The sequence below is a fragment of the Comamonas sp. 17RB genome (assembly GCF_030056555.1).
GTDB classification, from domain to species: Bacteria; Pseudomonadota; Gammaproteobacteria; order Burkholderiales; family Burkholderiaceae_C; genus Comamonas; species Comamonas terrigena.
Genome location: NZ_JASHHY010000006.1, coordinates 249595 through 265060 on the forward strand (window position 1 = coordinate 249595; position 15466 = coordinate 265060).

The 15466-nt window shown below is 65.5% G+C and carries 7 protein-coding genes; 6 read left to right on the top strand and 1 reads right to left on the bottom strand.

The genetic code is table 11. The features are described from left to right. The first annotated feature begins 38 nt into the window (after positions 1-38). From QM470_RS12790 to QM470_RS12800, 3 genes are all read left to right on the top strand, one after another. A complete protein-coding gene (locus QM470_RS12790) occupies positions 39-1013 on the top strand; it encodes a tripartite tricarboxylate transporter substrate binding protein (protein ID WP_283339525.1) in 975 nt (324 codons plus the stop codon). Between the two features lie 182 nt (positions 1014-1195). Further along, entirely contained in the window at positions 1196-2161 is a 966-nt protein-coding gene (locus QM470_RS12795; protein ID WP_283339578.1) for a Bug family tripartite tricarboxylate transporter substrate binding protein, read from the top strand. A gap of 31 nt (positions 2162-2192) precedes the next feature. Then, complete coding sequence (locus QM470_RS12800) at positions 2193-3326, top strand: CaiB/BaiF CoA transferase family protein (protein WP_283339526.1); 1134 nt, start codon at positions 2193-2195, stop codon at positions 3324-3326. A 70-nt stretch (positions 3327-3396) separates the two neighbouring features. On the opposite strand, the gene QM470_RS12805 is transcribed toward QM470_RS12800, so the two are convergent. Further along, complete coding sequence (locus tag QM470_RS12805) at positions 3397-4503, bottom strand: NADH:flavin oxidoreductase/NADH oxidase (RefSeq protein WP_283339527.1); 1107 nt, start codon at positions 4501-4503, stop codon at positions 3397-3399. 362 nt (positions 4504-4865) lie between these two features. Between QM470_RS12805 and QM470_RS12810 the strand changes: the two genes are divergently transcribed. The 3 genes from QM470_RS12810 to QM470_RS12820 all read left to right on the top strand — a co-directional run bounded on the left by QM470_RS12810 (position 4866) and on the right by QM470_RS12820 (position 15295). After that, on the top strand, positions 4866-6401 hold the full coding sequence (locus tag QM470_RS12810) for a TolC family protein (protein WP_283339528.1): 1536 nt from the start codon (positions 4866-4868) through the stop codon (positions 6399-6401). After that, the gene (locus QM470_RS12815) at positions 6398-7240 is read left to right on the top strand and encodes an efflux RND transporter periplasmic adaptor subunit (protein WP_283339529.1); all 843 of its coding nucleotides are present in this window, start codon (positions 6398-6400) and stop codon (positions 7238-7240) included. Before QM470_RS12810 ends, QM470_RS12815 begins: the two co-directional genes overlap by 4 nt. Positions 7241-7453: 213 nt before the next feature. Beyond that, positions 7454-15295 carry a DUF4347 domain-containing protein gene (locus QM470_RS12820; protein ID WP_283339530.1) on the top strand — a complete coding sequence of 2614 codons (7842 nt, stop codon included), beginning with the start codon at positions 7454-7456 and terminating at the stop codon, positions 15293-15295. Positions 15296-15466 lie beyond the last annotated feature (171 nt).

Below are 15466 nucleotides of genomic sequence, written 5' to 3' on the forward strand. Positions count from 1 at the left end.
GACACAGGGGCAGGGGCCATCCTCCTGGAGACAACACCATGAACAAGCGCCACTTTGTACAGGGGCTGGGCCTGCTGGCTGCCGCCCCTTGGGCCGCCAGCTGGGCACAGTCCAGCGGCACGGGTTTTCCGAACAAACCGATCACGCTGATCCTGCCCTATGCCCCGGGCGGCCCCACCGACCAGCACCTGCGGGTGGTGGCCGAAGAGGCCGGCAAGATCCTGGGCCAGCCCATCGTGCTGGACAGCCGCCCCGGCGCCAACGGTGTGACCGCCGCCGCTGCGCTGACCCGCGCGGCCGCCGATGGCTACACGCTGGGCGTACTGCCGGCATCGGTCTACCGCGAGCCTTACATCAACAAAGTGCCGTTCGATCCCACCACCAGCTTCAGCTACATCGCGCTGCTGTCGGACTACAGCTTTGGTCTGGCTGTGCGCCAGGATGCCCCGTGGAAGACCTGGGCCGATCTGGTGGCTGATGCCAGGAAGCGCCCCGGCGCCCTCAACATTGGCGCCACCGGCGCCATGGGCACCCCGCGCATCGTGATGGAAGAGGCGCTGGCAGCGGCGGGCGTGAAGGCCAATGTGGTGACCTACAAGGGCGATGCCGATGTGGCCACCGCCATTCTGGGTGGCCACATCGACGCGGCGCCGCTGTCAGGGGTGGCCGTGCCGCACATCGATGCCCACAAGATGCGCTATCTGGTGATGCTGACGGCGCAGCGTGTGCCGCGCTTTCCCACGCTGCCCACGCTCAAGGAGTCGGGGCTGGACCACTTCATCGACTCCCCTTACGGCGTGGCTGGCCCCAAAGGCATGGACGCAGCGCGCGTGGCCCAACTGACAGCGGTGTTCCACAAGGCCTTGCTGTCGCCGGCGGGCATGAAGGCCATGGAGCTGCTCAATCAGCAGCCCAACTACAAGGACCCCGCGCAGTACCAGCGCTATGCACAGGAGGCCTTTGCCCGCGAAAAGCAGCGGGTGGCCTGGCTGCGGGACCAGGGCCTGCTGTAAGACACGGCGCCCGCCAGCGAAACAACAGCCACACAAGCCGTACAAGCGCTTTGCAGGCGCTTTGCAGCCGCATGATGCGCTTTCAATTTAATAGCAAAAGGCTGCCCAACCCACACCGGGCTGCGGCGGTCATGACAGGAGACACCACTATGAACACCATTCCCTGGCAGCGCCCCGTGCGCATGCTGTGCGGGCTGACGGCCGCCACCTTGCTGGCGGCCGCACCGCTGGCCGCGCAGGCCGAGACCTTCCCTTCCAAGCCCGTGAACTTTGTGGTGCCGTTCCCGCCGGGCGGCCCCACCGATGCCATGGCACGCACGCTGGCCGTGGCGCTGACCGAGGCCCTGGGCCAGAGCGTGATCGTGGAGAACAAGTCCGGTGCAGGCGGCAACATTGGTGCGGACATGGTGGCCCGCGCCAAGCCCGATGGCTACACCATCATGTTCGGCACCTCAGGCCCGCTGGCCATCAACCAAAGCCTCTACACCAAGATCAGCTACGACCCGGCCACCAGCTTTGCCCCCATCATCCGCGTGGGCCACCTGCCCAACATCCTGGTGGTGCACCCCAAGCTCCAGGCCAGCACCGTGCAGCAGCTGATTGCGCAGGACAAGGCCAAGCCGGCCAGCCTGAACTACGCTTCGTCGGGCAATGGCGCGTCCTCGCACCTGGCCGGCGTGTTGTTCAACCAGAAGGCGGGTACCCAGTTGCAGCATGTGCCTTACAAGGGCACAGGCCCCGCGCTCAACGACCTGCTGGCCGGGCAGGTGGACATGACGTTCACCGACATCCTCACAGCCATGCCCTACATCCAGAGCGGCAAGCTCAAGGCCATTGGCGTGACCACGGACAAGCGCTCGCAGGCCATGCCGCAGATTCCCACGATTGCCGAGCAAGGTCTGCCCGGTTACGACGTGAGCGTGTTCTTTGGCGTGGTGGCGCCCAAGGGTACCCCGGCCGATCGCATTGCCACACTGAACCAGGCCTTCCGCAAGGCACTGGCCAGCGACAAGGTGCGCTCGGTGTTTGCCGCACAAGGACTGGAGCCGGCACCCGACCACAGCCCCCAGGCGCTGGGCCGCTTCATCACCGAAGAGGTCGGCAAGTGGAAAACCGTGGTCGATGCCTCGGGTGCCAAGCTGGACTGATGCGTACCCCCGACGACCTGTGAAAGACGCTATGAACGCAACCACTGCAACGGGCATGGGGGCTGGCGCCCTGCAAGGCCTGCGCGTGCTCGACCTCTCCCGCATCCTGGGTGGGCCGCTGTGTGGCCAGATCCTGGGAGACCACGGCGCCGATGTGCTGAAGGTGGAGCCGCCCCAGGGCGACGACACCCGTGCCTGGGGCCCGCCGTTCCAGGACGGTGTGGCCTCGTACTACCGGGGGCTGAACCGCAACAAACGCACCCAGTGCCTGGACCTGAGCCAGCCCGCCGGCCAGGCCCGCGTGCTGGAGCTGATGGCCCAGGCCGATGTGGTGGTGGAGAACTTCAAGATCGGCACCATGGAGAAATGGGGCATTGGCTGGGAACAAGTGCAAGCGCGCTTTCCGGGCTTGATCTGGTGCCGGGTCAGCGGCTTTGGGGTCGATGGCCCGCTGGGCGCCTGGCCGGGCTATGACGCGGCCATCCAGGCCATGAGCGGCATCATGAGCGTCAACGGCGAGCAGGGCGGAGAGCCGCTGCGTGTGGGGCTGCCCGTGGTGGACATGGTCACCGGCATGAATGCGGTCATCGGCGTGCTGCTGGCGCTGCAGGAACGCCAGCGCAGCGGCCTGGGCCAGCTGGTGGATGCGGCGCTGTATGACAGCGGCATCTCGCTGCTGCACCCGCATGGCGCCAACTGGTTCATGGATGGCAAGCCGCCCCAGCGCACCGGCAATGCCCACCCCAATATCTACCCCTACGACACGCTGCAGACAGGCTCCATCCCGGTGTTCTTTGCGGTGGGCAATGACCGCCAGTTCGGTCTGCTGTGCGGCCACATCGGCTGCCCGCAACTGGCCGAAGACCCGCGCTTTGCCACGGCGGGCCAGCGCTCGGTGCACCGCGCCGTGCTCAAGCCGCTGCTGGAGCAGCAGCTGGCAGCCTTCGAGGGTGCGCAACTGGCCACGGACTTGATGGCCATTGGCGTGCCGGCAGCGCCCGTGCAGTCGGTGGATGCGGCTTTGCAGCATCCGCACACGCTGCACCGCGAGATGGTGGTGGACCTGCCGGGCTATCGGGGCATTGGCGCGCCGGTCAAGCTCAGCCGCACCCCGGCCACCTACCGACTGGCTCCGCTCACGCCCGGAGAGGACTTTGTGGTGTGACGCGGTGCCGCCAGGGCACACCAAAAGGAGTCGAAGGACTCCTTTTTGATGGGCCATTCAAGCTCAGCCACTATGCCTGGAACAGTTCTTTGGCCCCATGCGGCTGGCAGCGCAGATACTGCGGCGCCGCATGCACGCTGGCGCCCAGCTGGCGTGCGGCCTCCCAGGGCCAGCGCGGCTGGTAGAGCATGGCACGGGCGATGCCCACCGCGTCGGCCTGACCGGTCTGCACAATGCTTTCGGCCTGCTGCGGGTCGGTGATCAGACCAACGGCAATCACTGGCATGCGGCCTTCCAGCCGGTCCTTCAGCGCTTCGGCCAGCGGAACCTGGTAGCCGGGGCCCACTGGAATCTTCTGGTCCGGGTGCAGCGCGGCACTGGAGACATGCAGAAAATCGCAACCGCGCGCGGCCAGTTCCTGGGCCAGGTGCTGGCTTTGCGCCAGGTCCCAGCCTGCGGGCTCCATCCAGTCGGTGGCGCTGATGCGCACGCCCACGGCCATGGACGAATCCACGGCAGTGCGCACCGCTTCGAACACTTCCAGCGTCAGGCGCATGCGGTTGTCCAGGCTGCCACCGTACTGATCGGTGCGTTGGTTGGACAGGGGCGACAGGAACTGGTGCAGCAGATAGCCGTGGGCGGCGTGGATCTCGATGGCGTCCAGACCCAGTTGCCGGGCGCGCAGCGCGGCATCCACAAAGGCCTGGGTGATCTCGGCAATGTCCTGCAGCGATGCGGCCTGGGGCTGCGGATCGGTGGGGGCAAAAGGTAGGGCGCTGGCGCTGACCGTGGGCCAGGCCTGGGCATCGTCGGCCGGCAGCGCTCCGCCACCCTCCCAGGGGCGGCGGCAGCTGGCCTTGCGCCCGGCATGGGCCAGCTGAATGCACACCGGCATGGGGCTGAAACGGCGCAGGTGCTGCACCACCGGGCGCAGCGCTTCGGCGTGCGCATCGCTCCACAGACCCAGGTCATGGGCGCTGATGCGCCCGCGCGCTTCCACTGCCGTGGCCTCCAGCACCAGCAGACCGGCTCCCGACTGGGACAGGTTGCCGTAGTGCATCACATGGAAGTCGTTGGCCAGCCCATCCTGTGCGGAATACATGCACATGGGAGGAATGACGATGCGGTTGGCCAGTTGCAGCGGGCCGAAGGCGATGGGGGAGAACAAGGCAGACATGCGAGGAGGGGTATGGGTGTATCAACAACAGTGCACTGCAGCATGACACAGACAAGAGAGGCTGCACGTCCGTTGGATGACAGCACGCGGCGCCGGTGTGGTGATTGAGGTTTTGGAAGAAATGGAAATTTGTGGCTGTTTTGTGAAATAAAAATTCAATAAAAAATATTGATATACCTAGATCTAGTGATTGATTGCGACACCGTCCGTCGCTACTATGACAAATATTTACAAATTGACAGCCGCTGAGGGATCCCCTTCCTAGGGGAAACGCGGTCTGTGTAGGGTTTGCTGTGGACAGTTTGTGCCCGCCTCCTGCCAGTGGCTGCTTTGGTGTTTCGATTCCATCCCAACCCGCCACCATGCAAGACCACTCTGTTTCCCTCTCCTGGCTGCCTTTGGCACGCCGCGCCGCCCTGGTTCTGGGCACGGGCGCTGTGCTCACCGGCTGCGCCAGCTTCAACGCCCAGCCCCTGACCGACGACGAGCTGCGCAGCCAGGTGCAGGCCGACCGCCAGCAACTGACGCAGGATGTGGCCCCGCTGCCCGCCACCGTCACGCTGGAGGAAGCCATTGCCCGCGCCATCAAGTACAACGCCGTGCAGCGCCTGCGCGCCATGGAAGAGGCCGTGGCCCAGGGGACCTACCAGGTCTCCAAATTCGACATGCTGCCCAAGCTGGTGGCCTCGGCGGGCTACCGCTACCGTGACGAGGAGCTGATCACCCGCAGCCAGGACTCGGTCACCGGCCGCCCCTCGCTGGCCAACCCCTATATCTCCACCGACCGGGAAGCCACGCTGTACTCCCTGGGCTTTTCCTGGAGCCTGCTGGACTTTGGTCAAAGCTATTACGCCGCCCGCCAGAACGCCGACCGCGCGCTGATTGCCGAAGAACGCCGTCGCAAGTCCCTGCACAACCTGGTGCAGGAAGTGCGCACCGCCTACTGGCGCGTGGCTGCCCACCAGGCGCTGCAGGAACCCCTGCGCACGGCCAGCCAGGCGGCGGATCTGGCGCTGACCGATGTGCGCAAGGTCGAAGCCGAAAAACTGCGCTCGCCGGTGGAGCCGCTGCGCTACCAGCGCCAGTTGCTGGAAAACCTGCGCCTGCTGGAAGTGATTGAGCAGGAACTCTCGCCCGCCCGCCTGGAGCTGGCGGCCCTGATGGGCATGGCGCCCGGCCAGGCGGCCACGGCCTGGCGCGTGGCCGAGCCCGCGCAGGGCACGTCCTCCACCTGGCTGCGGCGCCCGGTGGAAGACATGGAAGCGCTGGCCCTGGTGCGCAACCCCGACCTGCGTGAAAGCCAGTACGGTGCCCGCATTGCCCGCGAAGAAACCAAGCGCGTGATGCTGCGCATGTTCCCCGGCCTGTCCTTCAACTACGGCGCTAACCACAGCACCGACAGCTACCTGATCAACGACAGCTGGCGCGAAGCGGGCCTGCAGATCTCGTTCAACCTGCTGGGCCTGCTGTCGGTGCCGGCCCAAAAGCGCCTGGCCGATGCCGGTGTGGCCCTGGCCGACCAGAAACGCATGGCCACGCAGATGGCCGTGCTCAGCCAGCTGCACATTGCCCGCCTGCAGTTTGCCAACGCCGCGCACCAGTACGAGCGCGCCGACGCCATTGCCGAAGTGGACCAGCGCCTGACGCAGCACGTGGACAACCTGGTCAAGGTGGACAAGCAGACCCGCCAGGACAGCGTGGCGCAGCAGACCGCGTCCATCCTGTCCACGCTGCGGCGCTACCAGGCGCTGGCGGCCCTGCAGTCGGCAGGCTCGCGCCTGCAGGCCACGCTGGGGCTGGAGCCGGTGATCGAAGGTTCTGACAAGCTGCCGCTGCCCGAGCTGACCAGTGCCGTCGGCCAGGCCCTGCAGCGCTGGGAAGCGGGGCAGCTGCAATGAGGCAACTGCGAGGTGTGCGCAGCGGCGCACTGGGCATGGCCTGTTGGGGCGTGGTGCTGGCTGCGGGTGCGCAGACGGCGCCAATGCCATCTACGCCCACTGCGCCCGCCACGGCCCCTGCCGCCAAAAAGCCCGCAGCTGCGCTGCCGGGCGTGGGCAGCGCGCTGGAGCAGCGCGACATCCGCGCCCAGCTGGCGCCGCGCCGCTACACCACCTTGGCTGCCGAGATCGGCGCCAAGGTGCAGCGCCTGCCGGTGGTGGAAGGAGCAGCGTTTCGCCAGGGCCAGCTGCTGGTGCAGTTTGACTGCAGCCTGCAACAGGCCCAGTTGAACAAGGCCCAGGCTGGGGTGGATGCGACCGAGAAAACCTGGCGTGCCAACCAGCGCCTGGCCGAGCTGAATTCGGTGGGCAAGATCGAGCTGGACACCTCGCATGCCGAATGGAACAAGGCCCGCGCCGACCTGTCGGCCAACCGCAGCCTGCTGGGCAAGTGCCAGATCACTGCACCGTATGCCGGCCGCATTGCCGAGCAGAAGATCCGCGAGCAGCAGTACGCCCAGGCCGGGCAGCCGCTGCTGGACATCATTGACGACAGCGTGCTGGAGCTGGAATTCCTGGTGCCTTCGCGCTGGCTGAGCTGGTTGCAGCAGGGCACGGCCTTCGAGGTACGCATTGACGAAACCGGCAAAACCTACCCCGCCAAGGTGCAGCGCCTGGCCGCGCGGGTGGACCCGGTGAGCCAGTCCATCAAGGTCAACGCTGCCATCCACGGCAAGTTCCCTGAATTGATTGCCGGCATGAGTGGGCAGGTGCTGATGGCGCCGCCTGTGCAGAAGTAAGACCCCAGACCGCCGTGGAAGGAGCACCCTGTGCGCATGTCTGACAGATAGCCCGCAGCGTGCTTTGACCAAGAAATCCGGGCTGGGCCTGCTGTGACCGAAGTGATCGGGGTGCAGCGGGCTTCAGCCCCCCGTATTCCGTGCCAGTGCCCTTGCAAGTGCCGCCCGTGAGCCCGAGAAAGGGCCGCCCAGGCCAAAAGGAAGGATGATTCGATGACCGCCCACAACCGCCCCTTCTGGCGCCGCCTGGCGCAAGCTGCTGCCAAACCTGCGACTTCCGCAGCCGCTGCGCAAAACAACGTAGCTGCAGCAGGGCTGAGCAGTGCCATGCGCCCCCTGGCGCTGGAGCAGCGCTTCATGTTCGACGGCGCAGGCGCTGCAGACGCTGCACATGCCGTGGTGGACGGAGCTGCCGCCACCGATGCAGCAGCAGACACCGCCGGCGCACTGCGCCATGCGCTGATGGCCGAGGCGGCCCCCGCCACCAGCCAACGCCAGGAAGTGGTGTTTGTGGACAGCCAGGTGGCCAATCTGGGCGAATTGCTGGCAGGGCTGTCCGGCAATGCCGAAGTGGTGATTCTGGACGCCAGCAAGGACGGCCTGCAGCAGATGGCCGACTACCTGCAGGGGCGCAGCGGGCTGGACGCCATCCACCTGCTGTCCCACGGCGCGGACGGCACGGTGCAGATGGGCAATGTCTGGCTCAGCAGCGGCAACCTGGCCGAGCACAGCACCGCCTTGCAGAGCATTGGCGCCGCGCTGAAGGCCGATGGCGATCTGCTGCTGTATGGCTGCGATGTGGGCCAGGGCGACAAGGGCCAGTCCTTCCTGGACCAATTGGCGGCCATCACCGGTGCCGACGTGGCCGCATCGGCGGACGATACCGGGGCTGCGGCCCTGGGCGGAAACTGGACCCTGGAACGCAGCAGCGGTGCGATAGAAACCACTGCCCTGGGGGCCCAACTGACCAGCTATGAATCCGTGCTGGCCAGCAACTATGGCGGTGGTACCAACGCCAGTTCGCCAACGCTGACCAGTGGCAACATCGCCAAGATCGTGGTCGGTGACTTCAACAACGATGGCCGCGACGACATCCTGTTCCAGCCGGGTGCCACCGGTACTGCCTGGTCGTTCGCCTACGGCAACGCCAACGGCACCTTCAGTGTCGTCGACCAGGCGTCCTCGCCATTTGCGAACATCGCTCTGATCGACGCACCGACCGCCGCGACCAACTACCACGTGGCCGACTTCGATGGCGACGGCGACAAAGACATCCTGGCCGCCGTCACCACTGGCGGCCCGGCGGTCTACCTGTATCGCAACAACGCCGGGGTGTTCTCCCGCGAGAGCGTTTCGGTCAGCCCCGGCCCCTCGAGTGGCGTGCGCATCATCGCCGGCGACTTCAACAACGACGGTGTCGCCGATTTCCTCTACCAGGCAACGGCTTCCGACCCTTGGCGCTACATGCAGAACAACGGCAATGGCACCTTCCTCGAGGTGTCCTACAGTCTGTCGCCGTTCAAGAATGTGAGCATCCCGAGTTACTCGCTCTACAACTTTCGGGTCGCCGACCTGGACGGCGATGGTGACCAGGACATCATCTATTTCGCCAACGCTGCCAGCACCACGTTGTTCATCAACAACAACGGCACCTTTACCTCGAGCACCATCGCCATCTCGCCCACGTTCGCCAGCCGGGCGATCGTCGCCGACTTCGACGGCGATGGCGATGCCGATATCCTTTACCAGAACGGCAGTACCACTGCCGACTGGCGATACGCCCGTAACGACGGCAACCTGACCTTCACCGACATGGCCCAGAGTGCCTCGCCATTCGCCGGTGTCACCCTGACCAACATGGGCAGCCAGAACTACCGGGCAGGCGATTTCGACGGCGATGGCGACATTGACCTGTACACCAGCATCGCAGGCACCGCCGGCAACGTGTATTACCAGGGTGGCAGTGCGCCCAGGCTGGTGAGCGCCAGTCCGGCCGACGACACCCTGAGCGTCTCTCCCTCTGCCAATATCGTGCTGACCTTTAGCGAAAGCGTCACCCCGGGTACCGGCAACATCCAGATCGTCCGAGTCAGCGACGGCCAGGTCACCACCATCGCGGCTTCCAGCATCGAAGTCAGCGGCTCAGGCACCACTTGGACCATCAACCCTTCGGGCAACCTGAACCAGGCCACCGAGTACGCCATCCGCATTTCCCCGACGGCTTTCCTCAATGCCGACGGCAAGGCCTACACAGGCATCGCCAACAACACTGCACTGAACTTCACCACGTCATCGATCCAGCCGCCGGTGATCGGCAACCTCAATGGCGACTCCGTCAGCTATGTCGAAGACAGCGCCTACGTGCTGCTCGACTCCAGCAGCAATGCGACGGTCAGCGATGCCGACTCGTCCAACTACAGCGGCGGCAAGCTGACCGTACAGGTCTCCGCCAATCGCGTCGACGGCCAGGACGTGCTGTTCATTCGCAACCAGGGTAACGGCGTCAACCAGATCAGCGTTTCCGGTAATTCGATCACGTACAACGGCCTGCAGATCGGCACCTTCACCGGCGGCAGCAATGGCAACCCGCTGGTGGTCACCTTCACCAGCAACGCCAACGCGACCACCGCCGCCGCCCTGGTACAGAACCTGGCGTACCGCAACTCCAACACCGTCGACCCGACGACCACGCAGCGCAGCGTGTCGATCAGCATGGATGACGGCGCTGGCGGCAACAGCGCGGTGTCCGTGGTCGCCGTGGACGTGCTGTCGGTAAACGACACGCCGGTGGCCACCGTCGTCGCGACCAACCCGACCTACACCGAGAACGGCTCGGCGGTGCAGCTGTTCAGCAGCGCGTCGATCAACACCATCGAGTCCGGCCAGAAAATCACCCAGATGACCTTCACCGTCACCACCGTGTACAACGGTGCCGCCGAGAAGCTGGTGATCGACGGCAGCGACGTGACCCTGGTCAACGGCACCAGCGTGCTGACCACCAACAACGGCACGGTGGTCACGGTCTCGGTGACCGGCGGCACCGCCAGCGTCACCCTCAGCAGCGGCGCAGGCCTGGAGGTGGCGACGGCGCAGACCATCCTCAACACCATGGCCTACCGCAACGACAGCGAAAGCCCGACAACCACTGACCGGGTCGTGACCCTGAGCACCGTGAGCGATAACGGCGGTTCGGCCAACGGTGGCATCGATACGACCAGCCTGGGCCTCTCCAGCACCGTGACCGTGGTCGGGGTCAACGATGCGCCGGTGCTGGCCGGCGCGCCGTACAGCCTGCCGAGCATCAACGAGGACACCCCCAGCAGCGGCACGCGGATCTCGACCCTGCTGACCAACTACACCATGGTCGATCCTGATACCGGTGCCTTGCGTGGTATCGCGATCATTGCCAAGACCGGCAACGGCACCTGGCAGTATTCCACTGACAACAGCACCTGGACCGACTTCGGCGCCGTTTCGAGTAGCAGCTCGCTGTTGATTGCCGCCACCACCTATGTCCGCTACGTCCCGGATAACGCCAACGGCGAGACCGCGACCCTGACCTTCCGTGCCTGGGACCAGACCACCGGCACCGCCTCTGTCAACGGCATCCGCAGCACGGCCGATACCACCAGCAATGGCGGCACCACAGCGTTCTCCACCGTCACGGCGGTGACCAACCAGCCGGTGACTTCGCTCAACGACGCGCCGGTGATGACCGGCGTATTGCCGACCCTGACCGGGTTGAACGACACGTCCACCAACAACGCGGGCAACCTGGTCAGCTCGCTGATCGGAGGCAGTACCGATGTCGATACCGGTGCGGTGAAAGGGATCGCCATCACCGGACTGACCGGCACCTATGGCAAGTGGCAGTACAGCACCGATGCCGGCACCAGCTGGGCCGATATCGGTACGGTCTCGAACGCTACGGCACTGATCCTGAACACGACCAACAAGGTCCGCTATGTTCCGGATGGCATCCACGGCGAAACCGCGACCCTCATCTACAAGGCCTGGGACCAGACCAACGGTACCGCCGGCCTTGAAGGTACCAAGCGCGATACCACCATCTCCGGCGGCACCTCGGCCTATTCCACGGGCACCGACACCGCCAGCGTGGTGGTCACTGCGGTCAACGACGCTCCGGTGGTCACCGTGAGCAGTGGTACGGCGTCCTGGAGCGAAGGCAACAATGTCGCCTCCACCCCGGTCGAGGTGGATTCGGGCCTGACGCTATCTGACGCGGACGGCCCGAACCCGCTCAGTGCCTCCGCACGCATGCTGACCTACTACAGCGCCCAGGACACCCTGAGCTTCGTCAACGACGGGCTGACCATGGGCAATATCATCGGCACCTGGACCGTTGGCACTGGTACCCTGACCCTGACGTCTGCCGGCAACCAGGCGACCGTGGCCCAGTTCGAGGCCGCGCTGCGGGCGATTACCTACAACAATTCCTCGAACAGCCCGAACACCACTACCCGCACCGTCCAGTTCACCGTGACCGATGGCAGCAGTGCCGCATCCGCTGCCGTGACCCGTGACGTCACCATCACGGCGGTCAACGATTCGCCGACCATCAATGCCGTAGCGTCGCTGCCGATTACCGAGGACATGCCAACGGCAGTCACCCAGATCACCTTCAGCGATGTCGACACCACCCTGGGCATCGCGACTTTCTCGGTCGGCAGCGGCACCCTGAGTGCCACCGGTGCCGGGGGCGTGACCGTGGGCGGCACGGCGACGGCCCTGACCCTGAGCGGCACTCTGGCCAATATCAACAACTTCATCGCCGCCAACCGCCTGGTCTACACCCCTGCGGCCAACGCCAGCGGCGACGTGACCCTGACCATCAACATCAACACCACCAGCGTGTCCGATGCCACCACCACGGTGACCCTGCAGGTCGCTGCCGTGAACGACGCACCGGTGGTTTCCGTGCCGGTGTCCATCGGCGTGACCGAAGACGTGTCCAGCGTGATCACCGGCATCAGCTTCACCGACATCGATGTGGGTATCAACAGCGTGACCGCAACCTTCTCGGTGCCGAGCGGCACCCTGAGCGCCACCACCGGCATGGGCGTCACCGTGGGCGGTTCCGGCACTGGCGAGCTGACCCTGTCCGGCAGCCTGAGCGATATCAACTTCTTCATCGCCGCCAACGGCCTGACCTTCAAGACCGCCCAGGATTCCACCGCCAGCGTGATCCTGACCGTGACCCTGAACGACAAGGGCTTCAGCGGCAGCGGCGGCGAGAAGACCGACACCAAGACCGTGACCCTCAACGTCACTGCGGTGAACGACGCGCCGGTCAACAACGTGCCGGGCGCGCAGACGGCTTCGCAGAACATTGCCCTGGGCTTCAACACCGCCAACGGCAACGCCATCTCCATCACCGATGTGGACTCCGGCAATGGCCTGATGACGGTGACCCTGACCGCAACCAACGGCACCCTCAGCCTGAGCAGCCTGAGCGGCATCACCGTGCTGCTGGGCACCGGCATTAACGACGCGAGCATGATCTTCGAGGGCAACCGCGCCAATATCAATGCTGCGTTGCAGACCTTGAGCTTCAAGTCCGGCAGCTCCTTCCTCGGCGCCGCCAGCCTGACCATCGAGACCAACGACAACGGCAACAGCGGCACCGGCGGGGCGAAGACCGATACCGACACCATCTCGATCAATGTGATCCCGGTGAACCCGAAGGTGGTCAGCGTTGCTGCGCAAGGCCTGGACCGCACCGTGAAGATCGGCGACGAAGTGCTGATCAGCATGACCTGGGACCAGGTGGTCAACGTCGATCTGAGCAGTGGCTCGCCGACCTTGCTGCTGGAGACCGGCCTGGTGGACCGCAACGCGGTGTATGTCAGCGGTTCGGGCAGCAACACCCTGGTGTTCAAGTACGTCGTGCAGGCCGGTGATACCAGCGCCGACCTGAACTTCCAGAGTACCGCAGCGCTGCAACTCAATGGTGCGGTCGTGGCCAACGCCAGCAACGACCTGGCCGTGCTGACCCTGCCGACGGTGGGTGGTGCCGACTCGCTGGGCGGGCGCAGCAATATCGTGGTCGACGGCGTAGTGCCGGTGGTGGCGAGCGTCAGCGCACCGTCCGATGGCACCTACATCGTTGGCCAGAATCTGGACTTCACGGTCAACTTCAGCGAAAACATGGTGGTCGATACCACCGGCGGCGTGCCGCGCATCGCCGTGACCCTGGACACCGGCGGAACGGTGTACGCCGAGTACGTTTCCGGCTCCGGCGGCAGCGCCCTGGTGTTCCGCCTGACCGCCGCCAGCGGCCAGCTGGACAGCAACGGCGTGACCCTGGGCGGCGCGCTGCAGCTCAATGGCGGCAGCATCCGCGACACTGCCGGCAACGATACCGTGGTGACCCTGAACGCTGTGGCCAGCACCGCCCACGTCAACGTCGACGGTGTGGCACCGACCGTGGTCAGCGTCACCACGCCGCTTGATGGCAGCTACAAGGCCGGTGACGTGCTGACCTTTACCGTCAATGCCAGCGAAGCGCTGCAGACCGGCGCACTGGCTCCGCGCCTGGTGCTGGATGTGGGCGGGGTGACCCGTTACGCCACCTATGTGTCCGGCAGCGGCAGCGACATGCTGGTATTCCAGTACGTGGTGCAGGCAGGCGACAACGACGGTAACGGCATTGCCGTCAACAGCCTGGACCTGCGTGGCGAGCAACTCACCGATCTGGCTGGCAATGACCTGGACGTGACGTTGCATGGAGTGGGCAACACGGCCGGCGTGCTGGTGGACAACGTGGCGCCTACGGCCGAATTGTTCCTGGACAAGACCACCTTGAACGCGCAGGAGACGGCGCAGTTGACCATACGCTTCAGCGAAGCGGTCACCGGTCTGGATGTGGCCGACTTCACGGTCACCGACGGCCAGTTGACTGCGCTGACGAGCACGGATGGGGGCATCACCTGGACGGCCACCCTGACCCCTGCGCCGGGCACGGTGCAGGCCAATCTGCGCGTGATTTTGAACAATGCCGGATACACCGACCGCGCCGGCAATGCCGGGATCAACACCAGCGTGTCGGACAGTTATGCCATAGACACCGTGCTGCCGGCACAACCGGTGCTGCAGGTCGAGAGCAACGCAGAGGGCAACGCCACGGTGCGCGTGGATGCGCTGGAAGCGGGCGCACAGTGGGAGTATTCCCTGGATGCGGGCCAGACCTGGCAAGCCGGTCAGGGCAATGTGGTGGCCATCGCCAGCCCTGGTCAGTACATGCTGCAGGTGCGCCAGACCAATGCCGCGGGCAACCGCTCCGAAGTGGCCGCACTGACGGTGGATGTGGCCCCGCTGGCGGTTCCGCCCACGGTGGAGTGGCCCGTGGCAGGCATTTTTGGCAATGCGGGGATCTGGGAGATTGCGGTGCCCTCGTCGGGGGCGGTGCCCTTCGGGTCCCTTGGTACAGAACCTGTCGCACCCCGGGCCAACGGCGCATTCCTGGGGAATGACGGCGCACCATCGGGTGCCTTGGCCACTTCCCCGTTCTTCAACGCCGATGTGGCAACGGACCGCAGCGAGCTCTCACTGGGCTTCCTGGGCTTGGGTCCGCGCAGCCTGGACGAGGTGCCAGGTGCACCCGCACCGCTGGGCGTGACCGTGTTGCCCGGGGCGGGTGCCGATCGCCTGGTGCTGCTCCATTCCGTCGAGGTGGTGGTGGCCGATACGGGCCGGCAGGTGGACTGGAAAGTGCCGCCCACGATGTTCGGTCACAGCGATCCGCTGGCGAACGTGCAGTTTGCGATGACGCAGGCCGATGGTCGTCCGCTGCCAGCCTGGCTGAAGTTTGATGCGCGCACGGGCCAGGTCAGCGGGACCATGCCTCCCGGGTTCCAGGGGGAGCTGACGCTGCGCCTGACGGCCCGGGACAGCCAGGGCCATGCGGTGAGCACGGTCATCAAGCTCAAGGCGGGCGATGTCGGCCCTGCGGCGCGCTCGGGCATGGCCGAGCAGTTGCAGCGCCATGCCCAGCTGCGTGCCGGCCAGCTGGCGGCCCAGCGTCTGCATCTGTGAAGAGGCCTGCTGGATGCAGTGTAGGGATGGTGCGGTGCGTTACGCGATGACGGCCGGCAACGTGCACCCTGTGGGGCCGTTGCCGTTGGGTGAGGGCGCGGACAGGTCTCGCATGCAGAGGCTGGTCGCGCCTGCATCACCGTGTGGTGTGGACAATGCGATGGTGAAACA